20 protein-coding genes and 1 riboswitch are annotated in these 25841 nt (G+C 64.8%); of the genes, 9 read left to right on the top strand and 11 right to left on the bottom strand.

From position 1 onward, the window contains the following. The first annotated feature begins 43 nt into the window (after positions 1–43). Both FIU89_RS15645 and FIU89_RS15640 read left to right on the top strand, forming a co-directional pair. Positions 44–1066, top strand: coding sequence for a Fe(3+) ABC transporter substrate-binding protein (locus FIU89_RS15645; RefSeq protein ID WP_152493461.1), 1023 nt, complete (start codon positions 44–46; stop codon positions 1064–1066). A 176-nt stretch (positions 1067–1242) separates the two neighbouring features. Beyond that, a complete protein-coding gene (locus FIU89_RS15640) occupies positions 1243–2004 on the top strand; it encodes an SDR family oxidoreductase (protein WP_152493460.1) in 762 nt (253 codons plus the stop codon). A 65-nt stretch (positions 2005–2069) separates the two neighbouring features. Here the strand turns inward: FIU89_RS15640 and FIU89_RS15635 are convergent, their stop codons facing one another. After that, the gene (locus FIU89_RS15635; RefSeq protein ID WP_152493459.1) at positions 2070–3635 is read right to left on the bottom strand and encodes a 2-isopropylmalate synthase; all 1566 of its coding nucleotides are present in this window, start codon (positions 3633–3635) and stop codon (positions 2070–2072) included. Between the two features lie 263 nt (positions 3636–3898). On the opposite strand from FIU89_RS15635, the gene FIU89_RS15630 reads away from it, so the two are divergent. Beyond that, entirely contained in the window at positions 3899–4564 is a 666-nt protein-coding gene (locus tag FIU89_RS15630; RefSeq protein WP_152493458.1) for an SDR family NAD(P)-dependent oxidoreductase, read from the top strand. Next, complete coding sequence (locus tag FIU89_RS15625; protein ID WP_152493457.1) at positions 4558–6087, top strand: cryptochrome/photolyase family protein; 1530 nt, start codon at positions 4558–4560, stop codon at positions 6085–6087. Before FIU89_RS15630 ends, FIU89_RS15625 begins: the two co-directional genes overlap by 7 nt. A gap of 213 nt (positions 6088–6300) precedes the next feature. Here the strand turns inward: FIU89_RS15625 and FIU89_RS15620 are convergent, their stop codons facing one another. Then, positions 6301–7935, bottom strand: coding sequence for an MORN repeat-containing protein (locus tag FIU89_RS15620; RefSeq protein WP_152493456.1), 1635 nt, complete (start codon positions 7933–7935; stop codon positions 6301–6303). A gap of 163 nt (positions 7936–8098) precedes the next feature. Here FIU89_RS15620 and FIU89_RS15615 point away from each other — a divergent pair, with 163 nt between their 5' ends. Together FIU89_RS15615 and FIU89_RS15610 are read left to right on the top strand one after the other, a co-directional pair. Next, positions 8099–9757 (top strand): NAD+ synthase, encoded by a 1659-nt coding sequence (locus tag FIU89_RS15615; protein WP_152493455.1) that lies wholly within the window; start codon positions 8099–8101, stop codon positions 9755–9757. Between the two features lie 232 nt (positions 9758–9989). Continuing rightward, entirely contained in the window at positions 9990–11261 is a 1272-nt protein-coding gene (locus tag FIU89_RS15610) for a sorbosone dehydrogenase family protein (protein WP_216647032.1), read from the top strand. Positions 11262–12152: 891 nt separating this feature from the next. Here FIU89_RS15610 and FIU89_RS15605 read toward each other — a convergent pair. The 7 genes from FIU89_RS15605 to FIU89_RS15575 form a co-directional block, all read right to left on the bottom strand. Next, complete coding sequence (locus tag FIU89_RS15605; protein WP_152493453.1) at positions 12153–13178, bottom strand: extracellular solute-binding protein; 1026 nt, start codon at positions 13176–13178, stop codon at positions 12153–12155. 32 nt (positions 13179–13210) lie between these two features. Beyond that, positions 13211–14017, bottom strand: a complete 807-nt coding sequence (locus tag FIU89_RS15600; protein WP_152493452.1) for an ABC transporter permease — start codon at positions 14015–14017, stop codon at positions 13211–13213. Continuing rightward, complete coding sequence (locus FIU89_RS15595) at positions 14010–14906, bottom strand: ABC transporter permease (protein ID WP_152493451.1); 897 nt, start codon at positions 14904–14906, stop codon at positions 14010–14012. Before FIU89_RS15595 ends, FIU89_RS15600 begins: the two co-directional genes overlap by 8 nt. A 1-nt stretch (position 14907) precedes the next feature. After that, on the bottom strand, positions 14908–15969 hold the full coding sequence (locus FIU89_RS15590; RefSeq protein WP_152493450.1) for an ABC transporter ATP-binding protein: 1062 nt from the start codon (positions 15967–15969) through the stop codon (positions 14908–14910). 62 nt (positions 15970–16031) lie between these two features. Next, positions 16032–17477 (bottom strand): amidase, encoded by a 1446-nt coding sequence (locus FIU89_RS15585; protein ID WP_152493449.1) that lies wholly within the window; start codon positions 17475–17477, stop codon positions 16032–16034. A 293-nt stretch (positions 17478–17770) separates the two neighbouring features. Next, positions 17771–18166 carry a metallopeptidase family protein gene (locus FIU89_RS15580; protein WP_152493448.1) on the bottom strand — a complete coding sequence of 132 codons (396 nt, stop codon included), beginning with the start codon at positions 18164–18166 and terminating at the stop codon, positions 17771–17773. Positions 18167–18205: 39 nt separating this feature from the next. Further along, positions 18206–19117 (bottom strand): MBL fold metallo-hydrolase, encoded by a 912-nt coding sequence (locus tag FIU89_RS15575; RefSeq protein WP_152493447.1) that lies wholly within the window; start codon positions 19115–19117, stop codon positions 18206–18208. A gap of 179 nt (positions 19118–19296) precedes the next feature. Between FIU89_RS15575 and gltX the strand changes: the two genes are divergently transcribed. Next, entirely contained in the window at positions 19297–20622 is a 1326-nt protein-coding gene (gene gltX / locus FIU89_RS15570; RefSeq protein WP_152493446.1) for a glutamate--tRNA ligase, read from the top strand. 81 nt (positions 20623–20703) lie between these two features. Here the strand turns inward: gltX and FIU89_RS15565 are convergent, their stop codons facing one another. Together FIU89_RS15565 and FIU89_RS15560 are read right to left on the bottom strand one after the other, a co-directional pair. Next, the gene (locus FIU89_RS15565) at positions 20704–22809 is read right to left on the bottom strand and encodes a methyl-accepting chemotaxis protein (RefSeq protein ID WP_172978140.1); all 2106 of its coding nucleotides are present in this window, start codon (positions 22807–22809) and stop codon (positions 20704–20706) included. Positions 22810–23269: 460 nt separating this feature from the next. Further along, positions 23270–23860, bottom strand: coding sequence for a gamma-glutamylcyclotransferase family protein (locus FIU89_RS15560; protein WP_152493444.1), 591 nt, complete (start codon positions 23858–23860; stop codon positions 23270–23272). A gap of 211 nt (positions 23861–24071) precedes the next feature. After that, positions 24072–24154: riboswitch (glycine riboswitch) on the top strand. Positions 24155–24233: 79 nt separating this feature from the next. On the opposite strand from FIU89_RS15560, the gene gcvT reads away from it, so the two are divergent. Together gcvT and gcvH are read left to right on the top strand one after the other, a co-directional pair. Further along, positions 24234–25358: a glycine cleavage system aminomethyltransferase GcvT gene (gcvT, locus tag FIU89_RS15555; protein WP_152493443.1), complete on the top strand. Its 1125-nt coding sequence runs from the start codon at positions 24234–24236 to the stop codon at positions 25356–25358. Positions 25359–25374: 16 nt separating this feature from the next. Further along, complete coding sequence (gcvH, locus tag FIU89_RS15550; RefSeq protein ID WP_152493442.1) at positions 25375–25734, top strand: glycine cleavage system protein GcvH; 360 nt, start codon at positions 25375–25377, stop codon at positions 25732–25734. Positions 25735–25841 lie beyond the last annotated feature (107 nt).

Genomic DNA, 25841 nt, shown 5'->3' with positions numbered 1-25841 from the left:
AATAGCCTACAAATTCACTCGGAAAAAGAAAGGCTGTTTCTTGATGGCTCATCTGACCTCTCGTTCTCTTGTTGCCGCTCTGGCCTTGAGCGGCGTTGCCATGCCCGCGGTCGCGCAGAAGGTGAACGTGTATTCCTCGCGTCACTACGACACCGACGACTCGCTTTACGAAGCATTCACCGAGGAAACCGGCATCACCGTGAACCGGATCGAGGCCGATGCCGACGAGCTGATCGCGCGGCTGGAAGCGGAAGGCGAGAACAGCCCCGCCGACGTGCTGATCACCGTGGACGCGGGCCGCATGGCGCGCGCCGAGGAACTGGATTTGCTGGCGGCCTACGACTCACAGACCATCGAGGACCGCATCCCCGACCACCTCGAGCATCCCGAAAACCTGTGGTACGGCATCGCGCAGCGCGCGCGGATCATCTACTACGACAAGGAAAAGGTGGAAAACCCGCCGCAGACCTATGAAGAGCTGGCCGATCCCGCGTGGGAAGGCAAGATCTGCATCCGGTCGTCCTCGAACATCTACAACCAGTCGCTGATGGCGTCGATCATCGAAACACATGGCGAGGAAGCGGCCAAGGAATGGGCGCAGGGCATCGTCAACAACATGGCGCGCGACCCGCAGGGCGGCGACACCGACCAGCTGCGCGGCATCGTGTCGGGCGAGTGCGAAGTGGCGGTAGGCAACCACTATTACTTCGTGCGCGGGTTTGAATCCGACGTCGAGGGCCTGAGCGACGGCATCGAGAAAATCGGCTGGGTCTGGCCGAACCAGGACGACCGTGGCACCCACGTGAACCTGTCGACGGCGGCGATGCTGAAGACCGCGCCGAACCCGGAAAATGCAATGAAGCTGATGGAGTTCTTCACCAGCGACACGGCGCAGACCAATCTGGCCACCGGCAACCACGAATACCCCGCCGTCGAGGACGCGCCGGGCACGGCAACCACCGAGCGGCTGGGTGAGTTCAAGCCCGACGAGACCACGCCCACCGCGGCGTTCAGCCGGAATGCTGCCAAGGCACAAGAGTTGTTCAACGCGGTCGGCTGGGACTGACACAACTTTCGAGCAGGCATGGAACGCGGCGTCCCCATAGGGGGCGCCGTTTTTCGTTGTGACGTCGCGGCGGTGCCGGACGCGCAAGATCCGGGTCGTGAACCGCATGATCCGGGTCGCTCCTCCCTGACAGTGCGGCAAGGATGCCCGCACGACACAGCTGAAGGAGCGTTGAAATGCTGTTGCAAGACAGGTCCATCATCATCACCGGCGCCTCGAGCGGGATCGGCGCCGCCGCCGCGCTGATCTTCGCCGCACAGGGGGCACGGCTGGTTCTGGGCGCGCGCCGGGCCGACATGCTGAGCCGGATCGCGGGGCAGATCAATCAGTCGAACGGGCACGCCGTCGCGGTGGCGGGCGACGTGTGCGATCCGGAGTATGCACAGCGACTGGTCGATGCCGCGCGCGAGGCGTATGGCGGGCTGGACGGGGCGTTCAACAACGCCGGGACTGTCGGCAGCGGCGCCATGGTGGCTGACACCGAAAACGCGGACTGGGCCGAGGTGCTGGCAACCAACCTCACGGCCGGTTTCCATGCAGTGCGCGCGCAGGTTCCGGCGCTGCGCGAGCGGGGCGGCGGATCGCTGGTCTTCACCGGAACCTTCGTCGGTCATACCGCGACCTTGCCGGGGATGGGAGCCTACGCCGCGTCGAAAGCGGGGCTGGTGGGCTTGGTGCAGGCGATTGCCGTCGAGACCGGCAGCGAGGGCATTCGGGCCAACGTACTGATGCCGGGGGGCACGATGACGGAAATGGCCAAGGATGCGGCAACCAATCCGGAGACAGCAGCGTTCATTGCCGGGCTGCACGCCCTGAAGCGCATGGCGCAGCCGCAGGAGATCGCCAACGCGGCTCTGTTCCTGCTGTCGGATCTGTCGAGCTTCGTCACCGGATCGGCCATGCTGGCGGACGGGGGAAATTCCATTGCAAAGGTCTGAAGAGGCGGCCTTTCAGCCTCTGGCACGACGGCCTCGCCCGGTCGGAACCGGGCGAGGCGCTGCGGTCAGCTGACGTCCTTGTAGCTGACTTCCTTTTCGTTCTCACCGAGCTTCGCACGGCGGGTCAACAGGCGGTTGAGCGCGTTGATATAGGCCTTGGCACTCGCCACGACGGTGTCGGTATCGGCCGACTGGCCCGTGGCGATGTTGCCGCCTTCCTCCAGCCGAACGGAGACGGTGGCCTGCGCGTCGGTGCCTTCGGTCACGGCGTGTACCTGGTAAAGCGACAGATGCGCGTCGTTGGGGTGCAACTGGCGCACGGCCTTGAACGTCGCGTCGACGGGCCCGTCGCCTTGCTCGGTCGCGGAGGTCTCGACCCCGTCGATGGACATGACCATCTCGGCCTCGGCCTGGCCCCCGGTGCCGCAGACCACGCGCAGGGATTTCAGCACGAGGCGGTCGTTTTCGGCATCCTCGCCGGCGGTGACGAGCGCGATCAGGTCCTCGTCGAACACTTCCTTCTTGCGGTCGGCCAGTTCCTTGAACCGCACGAAGACATCGCTCAGCTGGTTCTCCGCCAGGTCGATCCCGAGGTTCTTGAGCTTCGAGCGCAACGCGGCACGGCCGGAATGCTTGCCCATGACAATGTTGGTTTCCGTCAGGCCCACATCCTCGGGGCGCATGATCTCGAACGTCTCGGCGTTCTTGAGCATGCCGTCCTGGTGAATGCCGCTCTCGTGGGCGAAAGCGTTCTTGCCGACGATGGCCTTGTTCGGCTGCACCTGGAAGCCCGACACGGTGGCGACCCGGCGCGACAGGTGCATGATCTTCGTCGAGTCGATGCGCGTGTGGTAGGGGATGATGTCGTTGCGGACCTTCATCGCCATCACGACCTCTTCCAGCGCGGTGTTGCCGGCGCGTTCGCCCAAGCCGTTGATCGTGCACTCGATTTGTCGCGCGCCGCCTTCGACGGCGGCCAGCGAGTTGGCCGTGGCCATGCCCAGATCGTTGTGGCAATGGGTGGCGAAGACAACCTCGTCGGCGCCCGGCACCTCGGCGATCAGTCGGCGGATGAGATCGGCGCTCTCGACCGGCGCGGTGTAACCCACGGTATCGGGAATGTTGATCGTGGTGGCCCCGGCCTTGATGGCGATCTCGACCACGCGGGCGAGGTAATCCCACTCCGTCCGCGTCGCATCCATCGGGGACCATTGCACATTGTCGCAAAGGTTGCGGGCGTGGGTGACCGTCTCGTGGATGCGCTCGGCCATTTCATCCTTGTTGAGGTTCGGGATGGCGCGGTGCAGGGGGGAGGTGCCGATGAAGGTGTGGATACGGGGCTGGCTGGCGTGCTTCACCGCGTCCCAGCAGCGGTCGATATCCTTGAGGTTGGCGCGCGCTAACCCGCAGATCACGCTGTTCTTCGCATTCTTGGCGATCTCGGAGACGGCCCTGAAGTCGCCCTCGGACGCGATGGGAAACCCCGCCTCGATGATGTCGACGCCCATCTCGTCCAGCAGGCCGGCGATCTCCAGCTTTTCGGCGTGTGTCATAGTGGCGCCGGGGGATTGTTCTCCGTCGCGCAGGGTGGTGTCGAAGATCACCACGCGGTTTTGTTCGGAATTGGTCATGTCATGTCTCGTGTTTTGGTCCTAAGCCTGTGGCGCGAAAGGCTACTCCTCTGAGCGGTCGCGCCGGATCAGGGCACGCTCAGAGGCGGCTTAGGAGCACACGCGCGGAAAGGCAAGCCGCCGGGTCAGGGCTTGCGGGGCCGGAGATATGGCAGCGCGTAGACATGAGCAAAGCATAAGGACGATGGGCGGCTTTGAAAACCCCCGATCTGGCGGCGATTTGCGTCTTGAAGCAGGGGGACCGCCCGCTAGCTCTTGGCGTCATGAAAGATGCATTGATCATAGGCGCCTCGGGTGGGATCGGATCGGCCCTAGTGGCCGAGCTGGAACGGCGCGACGTGCGGGTGACCGGGCTGTCACGGTCCGTCGATGGACTGGACGTGACGGACGAGGCGTCGGTCGAGGCGCATCTGGGCGCGCTGGAGGGCGAATACGACCTTGTTTTCGTGGCCACGGGCGCGCTGGAGCTGGAGGGGAGCGGGCCAGAGAAGTCATTGAAAGAATTGAGATCTGAGGCGATGGAGGCGCAATTCCGGGTGAATTGCATCGGGCCGTCCCTGGTGCTGAAGCATAGCGTTCGGCTGTTACCGCGCGACCGGGAATGCCGGTTTGCCGCCCTGTCGGCGCGGGTGGGGTCGATCGGGGACAACGGGCTTGGCGGCTGGTACAGCTATCGCACGGCCAAGGCTGCGGTGAACCAGATGATCCATGGCGGGGCGATCGAACTGGCCCGGACGCACGGGCAGTCGATCTGCGTGGCGCTGCATCCCGGCACGGTGGAGACGTCGCTGACGCAAAAGTTCGCGGGCGGTCATAAGACGGTGACGCCCGAGGCGGCAGCGACGAACCTCTTGGATGTGCTATCGGCGCTAACGCCCGAGAATACGGGGCAATTCTTTGATTGGGCCGGGGAGCCGGTGCCGTGGTGAAGCGTCTGATTCTGGTACTGGGGGACCAGCTGAGCAATAACCTGTCGGCGCTGCGCGACGCGGACAAGGAGCGTGACATAGTGGTGATGGCCGAAGTCGCGGACGAGGCCAGTTACGTGGGGCATCATCCGAAGAAAATCGCGCTGATCTTCGCGGCCATGCGCCATTTTGCTGAAGAATTACAGGATGATGGCTGGCAGGTCGCGTATTCGCGACTGGACGACGATGACACGTCGAAATCCATCGTCGGCGAATTGATGCGACGTGGGCAGGAGCATGACACGACCGAGGTAGTCGCGACCCGACCCGGCGAGTGGCGGCTGGTCGAAGCGCTGGACAATGCCCCGTTGACGGTGACGATGCTGCCCGATGACCGCTTCGTGGCCTCGCTGGATGAGTTCAACACATGGGCCGAGGGACGCAAGTCCTTGAGAATGGAGTATTTCTATCGCGACATGCGGCGGAAAACGGGCCTGATGATGGAGGGGGATGAGCCGGCGGGCAAGAAGTGGAATTACGACCACGAGAACCGCAAGCCCGCGTCGGGCGACATGCTGCGCTCGAAGCCCATGGAGTTCACGCCGGACCAGATGACCGAGGAGGTCCTGGATCTGGTCGAGAAGAAATTCGACAAGAATTTCGGTGTGTTGCGTCCCTTTACTCATGCTGTGACCCGGGGGCAGGCGCTGCGGGCTCTGGATCATTTCGCCAAGAACTTGCTGGACTGTTTCGGCGATTACCAGGACGCGATGCTGCAGGATGACCGGTTCCTGCACCATTCGCTGTTATCGCAGTATTTGAACATCGGATTTCTGGATCCTGTGGAAATCTGCACCCGTGTGGAAGAAGAATGGAAAGCCGGGAACGTGCCGATCAATGCGGCGGAGGGCTTTATCCGGCAGATCATCGGCTGGCGGGAATATGTGCGGGGGATCTATTTCCGGGAAGGTCCGGACTATGTGACGCGCAATGCGCTGGGGCATGAGAGGGATTTGCCCTGGATGTATTGGGGCGGTGAAACGCAGATGAATTGCGTCGCCCATGCCGTTGATCAGACACGGGAATTGGCCTATGCGCACCACATCCAGAGGTTGATGGTGACGGGCAATTTCGCGCTTCTGGCGGGGGTCGATCCGCACCAGGTGCACGAGTGGTACCTGGCGGTTTACCACGACGCGTTCGAATGGGTGGAAGCGCCGAACACAATCGGGATGAGCCAGTTCGCGGATGACGGGATCATTGCGTCGAAGCCCTATGTCAGCTCGGGCAACTATATCGACAAGATGTCGGATTACTGCGGTTCCTGCGCCTATTCCGTCAAGGACAAGACCGGCGAAAAAGCGTGTCCTTTCAATCTTCTGTACTGGGACTTTCTTGTAAGGCACCGGGAGAAATTCTCGAACAATCCGCGCATGGGGCAGATGTATGCCACGTGGGACCGGATGAAGGAGGATCGCAAGGACGCGGTTCTGAAAGGCGCGAAACGCATCCTCGACCGGCTGGATGCGGGCGAAATCGTGTGAGGGTGCGACTCGAGGGTTAACGGAGCGGATGCCGGCGGAATCGGCACGTCGGTATCGCGTCGGTATCCGGGTGGTATCGCGGCGGTGCGGTTTTCAGCCATCTGCCGGGTGAACGCAGCGTGCGGAGTTCATGTTTGATTAACCGGAGCGCGCGTGGGTTTTCACCCACCCTACGAGGTCCCGGATCAGGTCCGGGACGGGCGGAGCGAGGGGTCAGTTGCTCTCTTCGGTGGCCGCGTCTTCGGTGGTCTCGGCTTCGGGCTCGGCGTCCGTCTCGCCGCCCTCGGTCGCGGTTCCGGTTTCGGCCTCCGTCTCGGCCTCGGTCGCGGTTTCCGCCTCGGGCGAGGTTCCCGTGTCGGCGGTGTCGGATGTCTCTGCGCCGGCCTCGGTGCCGGAGGCGCCGGATGTGTCCTCGGGGACGGCGGGGGTCTCTTCCTCGGTGACGGTGGTGGTCTGCTCGGCCAGGGCGCCGTCGGACCATTCGCCGGTCGCCTCTTCGCCGGTGGCATAGCGCATGGTGCCGGTGCCCTGCCGCTTGCCGTTCTCGAACGTGCCTTCGTAGACGTCGCCGTTGGTGTAGGTGGCGACGCCCCGGCCCGAGATCTCGCCGTTTTGCCACTCGCCTTCGTAGACGAAGCCGTCCGGCATGGTGATCTTGCCGGTGCCGTGGCGCTGGCCATCGACGAATTCGCCTTCGTAGACCGTGCCGTCGGCATAGGTGGCGGTGCCCTGGCCGTGGCGTTGGCCGTCGCGCCACGCGCCTTCGTAGCGGTAGCCGTCGGGATAGGTCATCACGCCCTGGCCGTGGTTCTTGGCGTTCTGGAATTCGCCTTCGTAGACCAGACCGTTGGGATAGGTCGCCTTGCCTTGCCCGTCGATCACGCCGCCCGACCATTCGCCCTCGTAGGTGGCGCCGTCGGGATAGGTGACCTTGCCCTGGCCGTTGGCCAGATCGTCGCGGAACTGGCCCACATAGACCGAGCCGTCTGGGTAGGTCACGGTGCCTTCGCCGGAGATCTTGCCCGCGACCCAGGAGCCTTCGTAGCGGTAGCCGTCGGAGCCGGTGAAGGTGCCTTGCCCGTGGCGGCTGTCATCGGCGAACTCGCCTTCGTAGACATCGCCGTTGTTGTAGACCACGCGGCCCGTGCCCTCGCGCCGGCCCGCCACAAGCTCGCCTTCGTAGACGTCGCCGTTGGGCTGCGTGAGCTTGCCGGTGCCGTTGATCTGGCCCTCGGCCCAGGTGCCTTCGTAGATCAGGCCGTCCTGCATGGTCAGCGTGCCTTCGCCGTCGCGGGCGCCGCGCTTGACCTGGCCTTCATAGACCGCGCCGTCGGGATAGGTGATCGTCGCCATGCCTTCCTTGACGCCGTTCACCCAGTCGCCGTCGTAGACATAGCCGCCGGGGCTTTCCATTTTGCCGCGGCCGTGGTGCTGGGCGTTGCGGAAGCCGCCCTCGTAGCGGACGCCGTTGGCATAGACCGCGACGCCTTCGCCGGTGATCTTGCCTTCCTCCCACGTGCCCTCGTAGGTGCCGCCGTCGGAGAAGGTGATGCGGCCCACGCCCTCGGGCTTGCCCTTGGCGAACTCGCCCTCGTAGACCGAGCCGTTGGGAAAGCGGGCGGTGCCGGTGCCGCGGATCTCGCCATCGACCCATTCGCCGGAATATTCATAGCCGTTGGGCAGCGTATAGGTGCCGGTGCCATGCTGAAGGCCGTTGCGGAACGTGCCCTCGTAGATGCCGCCATCGTCATACTGCTTGGTCTGGACCTCGCCGTCCTGCGCCAGCACCGGGCCGGTCAGCCCCAGCACGGCGGCCAGGACGATAGATGTGACGGTTCTGCTCTGCATGTCTGCCCACTCACCCAGGTTCTGCGACAACCCCCCAACGGGTCTGCAAGAGCGTAATTGACCGGCGCAGGGGTGACAACGGCTTTTCCCGGTTTCGGCTTTCCCTCGCGCGTTCATCTGTTAAATCGAAGGGGAGCGATGAATGGCAGGGGTTTGAGGGCGCATGGCGGATCGGTTTCGCGTGACATTGGCACAGCTGAACGCCACGGTGGGCGACCTCGAGGGCAATGCCGCGCTGGCGCGTGAGGCATGGGAGGCCGGGAAAGCCGCCGGGGCCGACCTGGTGGCGCTGCCCGAGATGTTCATCACCGGGTACAACACCCAGGACCTGATCAGGAAGCCGGTGTTTCACCAGGCGGCGATTGCGAAGATCGAGGACCTGGCCAAGGAGTGCGCCGTCGGCCCCGCGCTGGCCATCGGCGGGCCGGCCCTGGAAGGGGCGGAGCTGTATAACGCCTATTATATCCTGAAGGGCGGCAGCATCACCGCCTGCGTGCTGAAGCATCACCTGCCCAACGAGACGGTGTTCGACGAGGTGCGGCTCTATGCGTCGGGCGACGTGATGGGGCCTTACGCGGTGGACGGTGTGCGCATCGGGTCGCCGATCTGCGAGGACAGCTGGCACGAGGACGTGCCCGAGACGCTGGCCGAGACCGGGGCGGAGTTCCTGCTGGTGCCCAACGGCTCGCCCTATTATCGCGGAAAGCTGGCGCATCGGCACCAGTTGATGGTGAACCGGGTGGTCGAGACGGGGCTGCCGCTGATCTACCTGAACCTGGTGGGGGCGCAGGACGACCAGGTGTTCGACGGCGGCACCTTTGCGCTGAACCCCGGCGGCGGGCTGGCGGTGCAGATGCCGCTGTTCGAGGAGGACATCGCGCATGTGGACCTGGTGCGCGGCGAGGATGGCTGGCGGATCGAGACGAAGGCGCTGGCGCACATCCCCGACACGCTGGAGAGCGATTACCACGCGATGGTGCTGGCCTTGCGCGATTACATGCGCAAGACCGGGTTTGGGAAAGTGCTGCTGGGCCTGTCGGGCGGCGTGGACAGTGCGATTGTCGCGACCATCGCGGTGGATGCGCTGGGGTCCGAGAACGTGCGCTGCGTGATGCTGCCCTCGGAATATACCTCGCAAGGGTCGCTGGACGATGCCAAGGCCTGCGCCAAGGCGCTGGGCGCGCGGTATGATTTCGTGCCCATCGCCGAGGGGCGGGCGGCGATCACCAATACGCTGGCGCCCTTGTTCGAGGGCACCGAGCCGGGGATCACCGAGGAGAATATCCAGTCGCGGCTGCGCGGGCTGTTGTTGATGGCGCTTTCCAACAAGTTCGGGGAGATGCTGTTGACCACCGGCAACAAGTCGGAGGTGGCGGTGGGCTATGCCACGATCTATGGCGACATGGCGGGCGGGTATAACCCGATCAAGGATCTGTACAAGACGCGGGTGTTCGATGTGTGCCGGTGGCGCAACGCCAACCACCGGGACTGGATGATGGGGCCCGGGGGCGAGGTGATCCCCGAGACCATCATCGAGAAGCCGCCCAGTGCGGAGCTGCGCGCGGACCAGAAGGACAGTGACAGCCTGCCGGATTATCCTGTGCTGGACGGGATCTTGCAGATCCTGGTGGACGAGGACGGGTCGATCGAGGATTGCGTCAAGGCGGGGTATTCGCGCGAGGATGCGGCGCGGGTGGAGCACCTGATTTACATCAGCGAATACAAGCGGTTCCAGTCGGCGCCGGGCACGCGGCTGTCGAAGCGGGCGTTCTGGCTGGACCGGCGTTATCCCATCGTGAACCGCTGGCGCGACGGCGGCTAGAGCCGGCAGTTCCGCGGGGCTGCCAGGCCGGTGAATACGCTTGCGGGGCGGTCTTGGATCGCGGCTGCCGGTCGCCCGTGTCTCTCGGCAGGTGTGCCGGCCCGGTCACGATTTTCCTTGACGCTTGAGTTGCAATCGTCCGAGCATCAGTAACCTTTAACGGGAAATTGCCAGGATTGGGAGGACTACTATGAGCACACGGCTTTTATCGGCTGTCGCTTCATTGAGTGTGATGACCGCGGCCCCCGCCGCATGGTCGGACGAGCACGACGGGGCGATGGATGTTCCCAAGATCACGTCGTCGGTGGTGCTGGAGGAGCTGGACACACCCTGGGACATGGCCTTTCTGCCGGACGGCACGATGTTCTTCACGGAGAAATGCGACGGTCTGTCTGTAAGGATGCCGGATGGCACCGTGAACGCGCTCTATGGTATCGACGGGTCCGAAGGCTATGCGGATGTCGGCAGCGATCTGATCTGCGAAGGTCAGGCCGGAATGCTGGGCGTGGCCGTGGATCGGCATTTCGAGGACAACCGGACGCTGTTCGTCTACTCGACATCCAACAAGTATCACGGCGATGGCTGCACGACCAATTTCGAAAGATGCGACGGCAACATCGTGATGAAGTTCAAGGTCGGCGAGGACCTGGCGAGCGTGTCCGACAGAACCGATATCGTGACCGACATCCAGTTCAAGCCGTTCGATTCCGATCAGCCCTTTGGCGGACCCGGCGCGCATAACGGCGGCAGGATCCGCATCGGACCCGGCGGCTATCTGTGGGTTACGGGCGGCGACCGTCACCGCGGGGTTTGCCCGCAGGACGGAACACTGCTTTGCGGCAAGGTGCTGAGAATCGACGGGGACGGCAATGCCCACCCGGATAACAATCCGCCCGAAGGCTTTGACCCGCGAATCTACACCTATGGGCACAGAAACGTCCAGGGCATCGATTTCCGCCCGAGCGACGGGAAGGCGTTCACCGCCGAGCATGGCCCCTGGCACAACGACGAGATCACGGCCCTTGTGAATGGCGGCAACGGCGGCTGGGATCCGGCCCAGAACACGGGTGGCCGGGGCGAGTGCCCGGACGAGTACTGTGGCTACGAGCCGAACCAGACCGAAGCCGTGGACCCCGCGATACGCGCGGCCTACACCCCCATGAGCGACACGCGTTTCGACGACCTGATGCCGCCGACATGGAACAATAACGGGTTTTCCCAGGGCACCAGTTCCGCCGCCTTCCTGACGGGCGAAAACTGGGGCATCTACGAGGGGCGCCTGGCCGTTGGCATCATGGGTATCGGCTTTGGTGACACGCCGATCGGGTCGAGGATCGACCTGATCAGCATCACGCCCGACGGCCTGGGGATCAACGGGATCACACGGATGCCGCTTGGCTTTTCGGCCAGGTTCCGCGGGCTTGCCATGGGGCCGGACAACGCGCTGTATATCGCGACGGAAGAAGGCGAGATCCACAAGGTGACCGCGGAAAGCATGAACTGAAGCGGTCCGCGAAAACCCGGATCACGGGTTTTCGCGGAACCTGAAACGCCTTGAGTTTCAACGTAGGACGCCCGCGCGAGTTGATCGTCGCGGGCGTTTTTTTGGGGGGGTGTCCGCAAAGCGTGTTGGTCCGTTTTGCGGACTTTGCTGCCGGTCACGACGGAGGCGAGCGTCAGCCCCTGGGGTGGTGATCCGACGGCAACTACGAAGCCTTTTGTGCCTGCCAAACACATCCTCGGAAGGATCGTTGCGCCCAGCCTCACCAAATCGCCAGCCCAAGGGAGCGGCTGACGATGGCCGGGCCGCTTCGCGGCTGTTAACCGGCTGGGTGCTCGAACCCGGTGTTTCACAAGGGCTCGAACCGTACATAAAAGACGTTTGATCTACAGCCCCGGCGCGGAAACGGGCCGCAGGCCCCGCGCCATCGCCGGGCCGCCCCCACGGCCCGGCGATTGGGTGACGTTCGGTCCATCGCTCAATCCTATTTCGGGTTTGGCCTGGATAAAGCGCTGCCGAACCACCGTCGGATCGCCGCTCCGCGGCCCGTCGATGGCGCCCGGGGATATAGATCACACGTGTCCGCAAAGGGCTCAAAGCAGACCTCTGCGCCACACTTCGTGTATTATGCGCGGGCAACCTCCGCTGGACGCATACCCGCCGGCCCCACCTCTAGTCAGCGGATGTAGCCGCTGAGGTTCTTCGTGGCCGGTCCAGAGAAGGGCTTGATGAACCTTTTGTAGAGGTCGTGGGGGGAGTTCACGTATTGGATGTGATAGTAGCCTGAAGCCCCCCTTTTTCTGCATGTCGGGGAGGTCATGGCGCGTTGCGCAGGCGCCCAAAAGAAAACGGAGGCCCCGGAAGGCCCCCGTTTCCCGTCCCTCGACGACTGGCTTATTTTTGCAGTTCGGTCCAGATCGCGGTGTAGAATTCCTGCGCCTCGGCGGGGCAGGCGGTGGTGAACTGACCGGCGGCCTTCAGGTCTTCGGGCACGACGATCTCGGGGGCCGAGCGCATGTCCTCGGGCATGAATTCCTCGGAGCCGTCGATGCCGTTGGCGTAGCGGGCGAAGTCCGACAGCATGGCCGCGTTCTCCGGGTCCATGATGAAGTTCAGGAAGAGCTTGGCGTTTTCCACGTTCTGCGCGTCGGCCAGGATCGCGGCGCTGTCCATCCAGACCGGGTAGCCCTCTTTCGGGTAGCCGTAGGACACGTCCTCGTTGTTGTTGCGGGCGCGGAAGGTCGAGCCGTTCCAGTTCACCGAGGCCATGACGTCGCCGTTCGACAGCTTCTCGGTCATGCCGTAATCCATGCTCATCCACTTGGGCTTGGCCTCGATAAGCACGTCGCGGGCCTTTTTCAGCATTTCCTTGTCGGTGGTGCAGGGCTCGCCGCCGACGTAGAACAGCGTGAGGTTCATCACGTCCTGCATTTCCGGCACGACGTTGACCTTGCCCACCAGTTCCTCGGGCGGGTCGAGGAAGATGGCCGAGGTGTTGATGTCGCCGTCATAGGCCGACTTGTTCACGGCGATGCCGGTCGTGCCCCATTGCCACGGCACGGAATATTCGCGGTTCGGGTCCCATTCCACGTTCTTCCACTGGTCCGAGATGTTGCCGTAGTTTTCCATCTCGGGGATGCCCGGTTTCATCAAAAGGCCCTTGTCGATATAGACGCCCATGTAGCTGTGCGTCGGCACGACGATGTCGAAGCCGTGGCCGCCCGCCTCGATCTTGGCCAGCGCGGTGGTGTTGCTGTCATAGTCGGTGATGGTGACGTCGACGTCGAATTTCTGTTCGAACTTCTCGATCATCTCGGGGCTGGTGTAGTTGCCCCAGTTGTAGATGTTGAGCGACCCTTCGGCATGGGCCGCCCCGGCCAGTGCGATGGCGGCCACTGTGGTGGTCAGGTATGTCTTCATCGTCATTCTCCCTTGGTGTGGTTGTGCGCGGGTTAGTCCCGCTTGCGGTTCAGTATAAAGAAGGCCGTCAGCAATAGCACGGTCAGCGCGAGGAGCGCGGTGGAGATCGCGTTGACCTCGGGCGTGACGACGCGGCGCAGCTGGCCCAGCATGTAGGTGGGCAGGGTATCCTGCCCGGCGGATTTGACGAACTCGGTGATGATGACGTCGTCGAGCGAGATGACGAAGGCCAGCATCGCGCCGGCGGCGATGCCGGGCATCATCAGCGGCAGCGTCACGTGACGGAAGGTCTGCCAGGGCCGGGCGTAGAGGTCCGACGCGGCGGTTTCCAGCGCGAGGTCCATGCCTTCCAGCCGGGCGCGGATGGGCAGGTAGGCGAAGGGCACGCAGAAGGCCGAGTGCGCGAGGATCAGGTAGGCCAGCCCGGTGTAGCCGGTGGCGACCTTGATCGAGGCGAAGAAGATCAGGAGGGCCACGGCGGTGACGATCTCGGGCACCATCAGGGGCTGGTTGATCATCACGTAGATCAGCGTCTGGCCCTTGAAGCGACCGCGCCGCGTGGTGCCGAGCGCGGCCATGGTGGCGACGGTGGTCGAGATGAACGCCGCCGAGACGGCGATGACCAGCGAGCGCACGGTGGCTTCCTGGACTTGGGTGTTGTCCCATGCCTCGACGTACCAGCGGGTCGAAAAGCCGCCCCAGAGCGCCACGGACTGGGAGTCGTTGAACGAGTAGATCACCATCGTGACGATCGGCGCGTAGAGCAGCACGAAGGTCGTGAGCGCGATGGCGGTGAAGCCGGGCAGCGTGGTGACGGAGAAGCTCTTGCCCTTAGCCATTGGTTTCGTCCCTCGACGTGACGCGGACATAGGCGAGCAGGGCCACCAGCACGATCATCAGCAAGAGCAGAGACAGCGCCGCGCCAAGGGGCCAGTTGCGGCCCTGTCCGAACTGAAGCTCGATGAAGTTGCCGATCATCATGTTCTTGCCGCCGCCCAGGATGCGGGGCGTCACGTAGGCGCCCAGCGACGGGACGAAGACGAGGATGGACCCCGCGACGATGCCCGGTTTCACGATCGGCAGGATGACGCGGCGCAGCACCTTCATGCGGGTGGCGTAGAGGTCGTACCCGGCCTCGACCAGCCGGAAATCGAAGCGGTCGATGGCGGCGAAGAGCGGCAGCACCATGAGCGGCAGATAGACATAGGCCATGCCGATCAGCACGGCGGTGTCGGTGTAGAGGATCTGCAAGGGCTGGTCGATGATGCCGAGGTTCATCAGGAAGGAATTCAGAAGGCCCTGGTTGCGGACCACTTCCATGATGGCGAAGGTGCGGATCAGCAGGTTGGTCCAGAACGGAATTGTGATCAAAAACAGCCAGAAGCCGCGCTTGTTGGGCGGGCGCGTGGCGATGAACCACGCCGTCGGAAAGCCGATGGCGAAGGCGATCAGAGTGGTCAGCACCGACAGTTTCACCGAGCGCCAGAAGATCGTCAGGTGCGCGTCGGCAAAGGTGACGGTGTCGTCGAAGATGTCGCGCTCGAAGAAGACGCGGAACCACGCCTCGGTGGTGAAGTCCCATACCACGCCGGAATATTCGCCTGGCTCCAGAAAGGCATAGACCACCACGATCAGCAGCGGGCCGGCGGCCCCGAGCGCCAGCAGGATCAGCGCCGGGATCGACAGGATCCAGCCGGTGCGTCCGCTGCCGTGGGTGGTGCCTGCCATGCTAGTCCTCCAGCACCCGGACGGCGCCGGGGACGAAATCGAAGGCGACGGTCTGGCCTTCCTGCAGGCCGGTGTCGCCCGAGGGCGGGCTTTGCATCCGGGCGACGACCTCGGTGTCGTCGGACATGCGCAGGTGACAATGGGTGTCGGTGCCGAAATAGACGGTTTCGGCCACCCGGCCCTGCAGCGCGCCGTCGCCGATGCGGACCTGTTCGGGACGCACGGCGAGGCTGACCTTAGTGCCTTGGGTGGCGGCGTCGAGGTTGTCCACGGCGATGACGTCGCCGGTGGGCAGGCGCACGCCGCCCTGTTCAACGGTACCGATCAAGACGTTGGTTTCGCCGATGAAATCCGCGACGAAGCGGTTGACCGGCTTGTTGTAGATCTCGCGCGGGCCGCCGATTTGCAGGATCGATCCGTCGCGCATCACGCCGATGCGGTCGGACATTGTCAGAGCCTCTTCCTGGTCGTGGGTGACGAAGACGAAGGTGATGCCGGTTTCGGTTTGCAGGCGTTTGAGTTCCAACTGCATTTCCTTGCGCAGCTTGAGGTCGAGCGCCGAGAGCGGCTCGTCCAACAAGAGCACCTCGGGCGCGGGGGCCAGCGCGCGGGCCAGCGCCACGCGCTGTTGCTGGCCGCCCGAGAGCTGCTGAGGTTTGCGGGCGGCGAAGGCCTCTAGCTTCACCAGGGCAAGCATCTCGGCCACGCGGGCCTGGACCTGCGCCTTGGGCGTGCCCTGCATGGTCAGGCCAAACCCGATATTGTCGGCCACGCTGAGATGCGGGAAGAGCGCGTAGCTTTGAAACACCGTGTTCACGGGGCGGTCGTAGGGCGCCATCGTGCTGATGTCGCGCGCGCCAAGCAGGATCATGCCCGCGGTGGGCGATTCGAACCCTGCAATCAGGCGCAGCAGGGTGGTCTTGCCACAGCCCGAAGGCCCGAGCAGGGTGAAGAACTCGCCCTTGTTGATGACGACGGACACGTCGTTCAGGGCGCGCACCTTCTTTTCGCCGGCGCCGTACTCTTTTCGGGCCGATCGGGCCTCGACCGCGGCTTCGGTCATGCGTTGTCCCCCATGTTCATGGCCTTGATGTTTCCCGACAAGGCCGCGACATTCAAGTGTTTTCAGGTGTCGATGCCGGGCAATGCCGGAATTTGATCAAACCATGGGCGGGCGCGTTCGATCTCGGCGCAGAGCGACATCAGGGCGGTGTCGGCCCCGAAGCGCGCGGCGAGGTGGACGCCGATGGGCAGGCCGTCGGCGCCGCGGCAAAGCGGCAGCGAGACGGCGGGCTGGCCGGTGGCGTTGAAGGCCGCTGTGTAGGGCGAGTAGGCGAAAATGCCGTTCTCGCCTATGCGGTAGGCGACGTAATCCTCGGTGTCGTGGGCGAAGCGGCCGATGGCGGCGGGCGGCTCGGCCATGGTGGGGGTCAGCAGGATGTCGTGATCCTCAAAGAAGGCGGCCATCTGGCGGCCATAGGCGTGGACGGTTTCCACGGCGTCGAGGTAATCCGCGCCGCTGATGGTCTTGGCGTACTCCACCGCACCGCGGGCGACGCCTTCGATGTCGCCCTGGCGCAGCTCGCGGCCCTGTTTCGCCAGCGCCGCGCGCACCCAGGAGGCGGTGCCGCAGGCGACAATCTTGGTCCAGGCGTGCATCATTCCCGTGGTGTCGGCGGCGGGGCGGGCTTGCGTTACGTGGTGGCCCATGTCGTGCAAGAGCGCGGCGGCGTCCTGCACGGCGACCTGGCATTCGGGGTGGATGGCCTCGCCGGTGAGGGTGGTGTCGCAAAGGGCGATGCGCAGGGGGCCATTGGGGCGGTCGAGCGATTCCATGAAGGTGCAGGGCATGGGGGGCGCCACGTAGGGCGCACCGAGGTCGGGGCCGCAGACGATATCCAGCAGGAGCGCAGTGTCGCGGACCGAACGGGTGAGAAAGCCCTCGATCGCCATGCCGGCCCAGCCTTCGCCCGCGTAGGGCCCGTCGGGGACCATGGCGCGGGTGGGCTTGAACCCGACCAGGCCGCAATTGGAGGCCGGGATGCGGATCGAGCCGCCGCCGTCGCTGCCATGCGCGCCGGGGACGATGCCCGCCGCCACCGCAGAACCCGAGCCGCCGGACGAGCCGCCGGGGGTGCGGGACGTGTCCCACGGATTGCGGGTGGGGCCGCCATAGACCGCCGCCTCGGTCGCGGCCCCGACGCCGCCCTCGGGCGCGGCGGTGCGGCCGAAGGTGACGAGGCCGGACGCCTCGAGCCGGTCGTAGATGGTGGCATTCATCCTGTAGCGGGTATTGGCCAGAAGGCGCGAGCCGAGCGAGGCGGGGTGCCGGGTGGATTCGGCGCCCATGTCCTTGAGCAGGAAGGGCACGCCGGTGAGCGGACCCTTGGGCAGGCCGTCGGCGATCATTCGGCGGGCGGTATCGGAATAGTCGTGCACCACGGCGTTGAGTGCGGGGTTCACGGCGTGCATCCGGGCCAAGGCGGTGTCGAGCAGGTCGTCGGGCGTGGCCTCGCCCTTGGCCACGAGACCGGCGAGGGATGTCATGTCGTGGGCGCGGTAATCATCCATGGGGCCAGAATGCACGCGGGGCGCGGGGGTGCAACGGGAATGTTGGTGAGAGAGGAGGAGGTCCCGGATCGGGCCCGGGACGGCACGTAGCTTTGTTCTTCGCGCGGAATCAAGGCGCGCTTTGCGCGCCGCCGCGCGATCGCCAGACCGCCCCCCGGGCTGGCGATTGGGTTCCGTGAGCGCTTCGATTGGAGGTTTTGCGGATGTGGCGGAGATAAAGCGATCTGAATATCTGTTGGTCGCCATCCCGCGGTCTGGCGCTCGCGCGGCAGTCCAGCGCTACTCGGGTTCTCTTATTCCCACCAGCGGTCGATGCTGGCGATGTCGTCGTCGGACCAGCCGAAATGGTGGGCGAATTCATGCACCGTCACATGGGCCACGAGATCGGCCAGGTCGACATCGCCCCGGTCGCGCCATTCGGCCAGGATCGGTTCGCGGAAGAGCCAAACGATATCGGGGCCGGTGGGCTGATCGAAGACCGACTTTTCCGTCATCGGGATACCGTCGTAAAGCCCGGTCAGTTCGACCGGATCGGTCATGTCGAGGCTGTCCAGCATCTCCCGGTCGGGCCAGTCAGCGACGTGGATCGCGACGGCCCGCGCGGCCTCGGCAAAAACATCGGGAAAGCCCGCCACGGTGCGGCGGGCCACGTCTTCCATCCAGTCGAGAGAGGTGTCGGGCGCGGGCATGGAGGTGATCTAGGCCGCGCGCCCGGGCGGTGCAAGCGGTCAGAGGCGCAGCTGGTAGGAACTGGGCACGTAGGCGTAGCCGCTGTCCGTTTTCTCGACGAAGCCGGTGGCGGGCCAGGGCATGTGGTAGCCGATGAAGGGCAATTTCTCGGCGGCCAGCATGTCGAGCAGTGTCTTTCGGGTCTGCGCGGCCGCCGCCTTGTCCATGTCGAACTTCACCTCCCAATCGGGATGGGCCAGCGACCAGACGTAGTGGTTGGCGAAATCGGCGGCGATCATCAGGCTTTCGCCCTCGCTTTCGATCAGGTGGACCATGTGGCCGGGCGTGTGGCCGAAGGCGGCCATGGCCGTATGCCCGGAAAAGCCGGCGTCGCCATCGCCGATCATGGTGAATTGCTCGGCCAGCGGGCGGACTTTCGCTTCGAAATTGTCGTCGCCGGCGGCGGCCCAATGGTCGAACTCGGCCGATCCGGTGACATAGCCCGCGTTGGCGAAGGTGGGCGTGTCGCCCTCCATCAGCCCGCCGATATGGTCGCCGTGCATGTGGGTGATGACGACCGTGTCGATCATGTCGGTGCTGTAGCCCGCGGCCTCGAGCGCCGCGGTGGTGCCCTCGGCGTTCAGGCCGGTGTCGAAGAGCACCAGCTCGGACCCGGTGTTTACCACGGTGGGGGTGAAGAAGAACTGCGCCTGGTCGGTGGGGATCATCGCGGCCTCGGAGACGGCGTTGAATTCGTCTTCCTCGACATTCAGGCCGAAGATGGTGTGGGGATCGGGGCGCGTGGCCTCGCCCGCCAGAAGCGTCGTGACCTCGAACCCGCCCAGCTTGAAGCGGCGGAAGGGGGGCGTGGCGGCGCCCAGCATCGGCGCGGTGGCCCAAGCGGGCAGGGCGGGAGCGGCGGAGAGGGCGGTGGCCGAGGCGAGGAAGGTGCGGCGGGAAAGGGTCGACATGTGAAGCCTCCTGTTGTTGTCGAGCGGATAGATAAAGCGCATTCGTGAAAAGTCGCGCATGTGTCGCGCGCCTTTCACAAGGATTTGAGGCGTCGTGCCACTGCGGCACGCCGGACCGCCCGTGATGCTGGACAAGCGCCCCCCCTTGTGACATTTGGCGCGGCAACAGGAGACACCCCATGACAACCACCCGTTTCGCGCCGTCCCCCACCGGGTATATCCATATCGGCAACCTGCGCACCGCGCTGATGAACTTTCTCATTGCCCGCAAGAACGGCGGGACGTTCATCCTGCGGATCGACGACACCGACCCGGAGCGGTCGAAGCAGGAATACGTGGACGCGATCAAGCAAGACCTGGAATGGCTGGGCCTGACCTGGGACCGGGTCGAGCGGCAGTCGGAGCGGCTGGACCGCTATGCCGAGGCCGCCGACAAGCTGCGCGGGATGGGACGGTTCTACGAGGCGTTCGAGACGCCGACCGAGCTGGACCTGAAGCGGAAGAAACAGCTGAACATGGGCAAGCCGCCGGTCTATGACCGGGCGGCGCTGGCGTTGAGCGACGAAAAGAAGGACGCGCTGCGCGCCGAGCGGGGGAACGGCGTCTGGAGGTTCAAGCTGGATCATGAGCGGATCGAGTGGGATGACGGGATCCTTGGGGATATCTCGATTGATGCGGCGAGTGTCAGCGACCCGGTGCTGATCCGGGGCGACGGGCAGGTTCTCTATACGCTGGCCTCGGTCGTGGACGACACGGAAATGGGCGTGACCCACGTGGTGCGCGGGTCGGACCACGTGACCAACACCGCGACGCAGATCCAGATCATCGAGGCGCTGGGCGGCACCGTGCCAAGCTTTGCGCATCATTCGCTGCTGACCGGGCCGCAGGGGGAATCGCTGTCGAAACGGCTGGGGACGCTGAGCTTGCGCGATCTGCGGGCGCAGGGCGTGGAGCCGATGGCGCTGTTGTCGCTGATGGCGCGCCTGGGTTCGGCCGATCCGGTGGAGTTGCGCAGCGAGATGGCGGAATTGATCGAGGGGTTCGACATCTCGCGTTTCGGCTCTGCGCCGACGAAGTTCGATGCGAATGACCTCTTTCCGCTGACGGCACGGGTGTTGCAGGGGCGCGATTTCGCGGATGTGAAAGCGCATATCTTGGGGCTGGGCGTGCCCGAGGACCAGGCCGAGCGGTTCTGGAGCGTGACGCGCGAGAACATCACCACGCTGCACGACCTGGAGCCGTGGTGGGTGATGTTCCGCGACGGGGCGGAGCCGGTCATCAACGACGAGGACCGCGAGTTCGTGGCCCAGGCGCTGGCGCTGTTGCCCGAGGGACCGCATGACGGCGACACCTGGGGTCAGTGGACGAACGCGGTGAAGGAGGAGACCGGCCGCAAGGGCAAGGGCCTGTTCATGCCGCTGCGCAAGGCGCTGACCGGGCAGAACCACGGGCCGGACATGAGCCAGGTCTTGCCGCTTTTGCAGGTGATCAGGGCCAAGGGCTGAGCCGCGCGTCGGCCCTGGCGGGCGGTCAGGCGGGGTCCGGAGCCTGAGCCTGGCGCGCCCGTTCGGTGCTTTGCGGCAAGGTCAGGCGGCGCTGGGTAGGCCGTTACGTTCGGCGCGCGTCAGTCTGAACTGACCGACGAGCTGTTCCAGGTGGCCGGCATAGGTGTTGAGGTCCTCGCACGTGGTGCGCGCCTCGGCCGCCATGGTGGCGGTTTCCTGGGTCACGCTGTCGACCCGCGTGACGGTGGTGTTGATGTTTTCCAGTTCCGAGGCCTGTTCCTCGGTCGCCTTCGCCATGTCGGCGACGAGCTTGTCGATCTGCGCGACCCTTTCGAGGATCGACTTCAGTGCGGTGCCGGCCTCGTTGACCAGCTCGACGCCGTTCTTCACCTGAAGCGAGCTGTTGCCGATCAGGGTCTTGATCTGCATCGCGGCCTCGGTCGAACGCTGGGCGAGGGCGCGGACCTCCGAGGCGACCACCGCGAAGCCGCGGCCCGCGTCGCCGGCGCGCGCCGCCTCGACACCCGCGTTCAGGGCCAGAAGATTCGTCTGGAACGCGATGTCCTCGATCAGGACGATGATCTGGGCTATCTGCTCGGACGAGCCGGAAATCTCTTCCATGGCGTCGACGGCCTGCCTGACGACCGGATCGCTTTCCAGTGCCGCATTCTTCGCGGCCTGGGTCGTCTGCTGGACCTCGCCCGCGCCGAGCGAGGCGGCCCGGACGCTGGAGGTGACCTCCTTGACCGCGTCGGCGGTGTTGCGGACATTCTGTGCCTGCTCTTCGGCCTTGAAGGACAGGTCGCCCGAGGACCGCTCGAGCGCGCCGCTGCCCGAGCGAATGCTCCGGGTTGCGTCGACGACCTTGCAAAGAGCGTCGTTCAACCTGGAGACGGTGGTGTTGAAATCGTGCCTGAGGCTTTCGTATTCCTGCGGGAACGTATTGTCGAACCGCTGCGCCAGGTCGCCGTCCGACAGGCGTTTGAGCCCGTCGCGGAGGGCCGTGACAACCTGATCCTGTTCGGCCTTGATCCGCTCCTGATCGGCCTTGAGCGCCTCGGCGCCCTTTCGCATCTCGATCGTTTCCTGCTTGAAGTGGAAGATCGCCGAGGCCATCTGGCCAAGCTCGTCCTTGCTGTCGATCCCGTCGATATAGACCGAGAAGTCACCGCCGGTGAACTTGTTGATCACCGAGATCAGGTACTTGATCCGCGCGATCATCCGCTCGAAGGCGAAGACGGCGAAGGCCAGGACCGAGACCGCCAGGACCGATCCGAAGATCGCAAACCGCTTGAGCGTGGTATCGGCCGTCGCTTCGATCTCGGCCGATTTGACGCGTACGGCCTCGAAAAGCTTCAGTTCCTCGGCGCGCAGCAGGTCGATCCAGGCTGTTGAAATCGCGAACCATTCTGGCGCCGTCAGACCATCGAAATTGCGGGTTCGAGTCCCGGCGAGGATACGGTCGCGCGCGGATCGGATGGTTGCGGATGCGTCGGACGCCCTGATCCGGGCCAGCCATTCCGGGTCTTCGAGCGTGCCGGCGGCTTCGGTCAGAAGCGCCTCCTGTGCGCCGTTCAGGCGCAGGTACCGATTGAAGACAGCCGGTCTGAAGCCGCTGCCAAGGCCGGTCGCGCCCATCGCGCGTTCGAGCCCCGCGGCCTCTTTCGCCGCGCTGAGAAGGGTGCGCGCCTCCAGCAGGGCGTTGGTTTCGCCCCGGGTCGTCCTGGCGGCCACAGGGCGTTCGAGCTCGAGCAGGTGGGTGATCGTCTCGGTGTAGAACGCGGCCATGTCGGGCACGGCAAGACCGAAGGCATCCACCTGCTTGCGCATGTCTTCGAGTTGGTCCAGCCGCGTGTTGACACTGGCGATTTCGGGGGGGCGTGCGCGGCGCAAGGCAGACACCTCTGCCGCGAAGGCGGCGATGGCCGCGTCGGAGTCGGTGCGCTGTCGCGCCAGGTCGGACCTGAAATTCGCGCCGCGGGAGGCGATGAGGCCGGCGGAAAAGCCGCGTTCCTTTTGCAATTCGTGCACGAGCGCGCCCACGATCGCGCTTTCATGCGCCAGGATGCGGGAGGTTTCGGCCTGACCGGCATCGGCACGTTTCTGGGCCACCTCGACCGATGTCAGGTATCCGACCGCTGCAAAGAGCGGCGCAATCACGAGAAACATCACGACACGCAGGCGCACTGATCGAACTCCAGTCCTTTTCCGACAGGCTCTGGTCTTACACAGCGTTCCTTTCCACCCCGTTAATCGGTTGGAATGTTCAATCAGCCCGGCGCCGGACCCGGCCCGGACCCGCATTCTGGCTAAAAAACGAGGCACCCTGGCGCCCGATCGGTGCTTCTTTGCCGATGGGCCGCGTATTTGAGCAACACACCGACGTGGCTATGCGAGCGCGGGCTTGTCGACTTGCCTGATTCCACCTCATGAGAGAGTTCTGCCACTACCGCTTGCCTGGGATCGAGACATGTCTAGCGCCATCGTACTGATCGGACTTCTGATCGTTACCGTTCTGTTATTTGCACTTCTGGCGAGGTCGGCGCGGGATCGCGTCTGACGGTATCGCCCTTTGCGTCGGCGGCGGTTCTCGGACGGGCGCCGTCGTGCCCGGCGAGGCAATGCCGGCGTGCGCGCGAGGTGCGGATCAGTCCCGCAACGGGCTGAAGGTCGAGACAGGCTGAACCTTTGCGCCGACACGGTCGAGCATGTCGTTCACCAGCGCGGTTTCCTTTCGCTTGAGCTTTTGGTGGCGCGGGTAGAGCGGGCGGCGGCGGTCGTCGAGGATGGGGGCGTCCCAGCCGGTTGTCGTGTCGAAGAAGCGCTCTACGCCGTCTTCGCCGAAGACATGCAGGTAGCCCTGGACCACCACATCGATATAGCTGAGCAGCACCGGGCTGACCGCGTCGGGGTTCTGGTGTTGGCCGTCCTCGATGGCGAAGACCACCAGGTCGGCGTCTTCGGGCAAGTGGGTGCGGACCTGGTGGCGGGCCGGCACGCGCATGTAGGCGCGTTCGCGCGCGTCGAGCGCGGCCCAGTCGGCGCCGGGCACGCCGGCGACGAGGCCGTCGATCTGGGCGGTGGTGTCGGGCACGGCCGTGAGATACGCCACCTCGCGCAGGGTCGTCTTGCGCCAGGCGCGACGCCAGCCCGAAAGCTGGGCCGGGTGGGCATCTTCGTAAGCATGGGTGCCGCGATTCACCAGGCTGCCATAGCCGAAGAAGAATCCGGGTTGCACGTGGAAACCGCCTTTCTGTTCGCGCCTTGATGTCAACAGGTGCGGGGGCAAAGGTCAAGGCGGACGACCGAACTGTGATCCTGGTCCGTCATTCTGCTTGCAGAGGTCCGGAGCGGTCACTACGCTCGTTGAGTATCGGAACGGGAGAACCGGCGTTGCCGGTGCCGAAGGAGCAACCGCCCCGGAAACTCTCAGGCGCAAGGACCGGCCGATGGACGACTCTGGAGAGACCGCGGGAAAATCCTGCGGCGCCGAAGGGATAGCGATCTCAGGCGAAAGGACAGAGGGGGCATCGGACGCGACACGAGGGTGCGCGGAACGGATGCCGGTTGCCTAGCCAGATGCGCCCGGTGCGAGATGCGAAGGAGAGCCGATGAGTGATCTGCGCGAGACGCCGCTGACGGGCCTGCACAAGGCGCTGGGCGCGAAGATGACCGGGTTCGCGGGCTACGAGATGCCGCTGCAATACGGGCTGGGCGTGATGGGCGAGCACCTGCATACGCGGGACAAGGCGGGGCTCTTTGACGTGAGCCACATGGGTCAGGTTCTGGTCCGCCACGAGGCGGGCTATGGCGGCGCGGCGCAGGCGATGGAGCGGCTGGTGCCGGTGAGCCTGATGGGGCTGGGCGAGAAGCGGCAGCGCTACGGTTTCTTTACCAATGAGGCGGGCGGCATTCGCGACGACCTGATGCTGACCAACCGGGGCGATCACCTGTTGGTGGTGGTGAACGCGGCCTGCAAGGCGGATGACATCGCGTGGATGCGCGAGGGTTTGCCCGATTGCGAGGTGGTCGAGGTGACGGACCGTGCGCTGATTGCGTTGCAGGGGCCGAAGGCCGTCGATGCGCTGGCGCCCATCGCCGCGGGCTGCGAGATCATGAAATTCCTGGATACCGGCATTTTCACCTCGGATTACGGGGAGTTGTGGGTGTCGCGCTCTGGTTATACCGGCGAGGACGGCTTTGAGATTTCGGTGCCCGAGGCGCAGGCCGAACCGCTGGCGCGGGCGCTTTTGCTGCACGAGGCGGTGGAGCCTGTGGGCCTGGGCGCGCGCGACAGTCTGCGGCTGGAGGCGGGGCTGTGCCTTTACGGTCAGGATATCGACGCGGAGACGACGCCGGTGGAGGCGGGGCTGAGCTGGGCCATCCAGAAGGCGCGCCGCCGGGGCGGAGAGCGCGAAGGCGGATTTCCCGGCGAGGAGGTGATCCTGGACCAGCTGGAGAACGGCGTGGCGCGGTGCCGCGTGGGGCTGCGCCCCGAGGGGCGCGCGCCGATGCGGGCCGGCACGCAGGTTTTCGGCAGCGAGACCGGGGGCGAGGCGGTGGGGCAGGTGACCTCGGGCGCCTACGGACCCAGCATAGAGGCGCCGATGTCGATGGGATATGTCGCGGCGAGCCACGCCTCGGCCGGAACGACGCTTTATGGCGAGGTGCGCGGCAAGCGCCTGCCCGTCCGGGTGGCGGAGATGCCGTTCACGCCCGCAAATTTCAAACGCTGAACATCAGGAGACTTGCATGAAATACACCGAAGAACACGAGTGGCTGGACCAGGACGGGGACATCGTCACGGTCGGCATCACCAGCCACGCCGCCGAGCAACTGGGCGATATCGTTTTCGTGGAACTGCCCGAGGTGGGTGCGGAGGTGACCAAGGACGACGAGATCGTGGTGATCGAGAGCGTCAAGGCGGCCTCGGACATCCTGGCGCCGCTGGATGGCGAGATCGTGGAGGTCAACGAGGTGCTGGCCGACAGCCCCAGCAAGGTCAACGAGGACCCCGAGGGCGACGGCTGGTTCTTCAAGATCAAGCCGTCGGACACCTCGCCGATGGACGACTACATGGATGAAGCCGCCTACAAGGATTTCATCGACTGATCCACGCCGCCGGGCGCAAAATTTTGGGAAAATTTTGGCAAAAATCTTGTGAAGATTTTTGTGCCTCCGGCGGGGATATTTTTGGCCAGAGGAAGCAGGGGCGGCGC

Source organism: Roseovarius sp. THAF27, from assembly GCF_009363655.1.
Lineage (GTDB): Bacteria > Pseudomonadota > Alphaproteobacteria > Rhodobacterales > Rhodobacteraceae > Roseovarius.
Note: the sequence above shows the minus strand (reverse complement) of the source record. Positions and strands in the feature narration are given on the sequence as shown.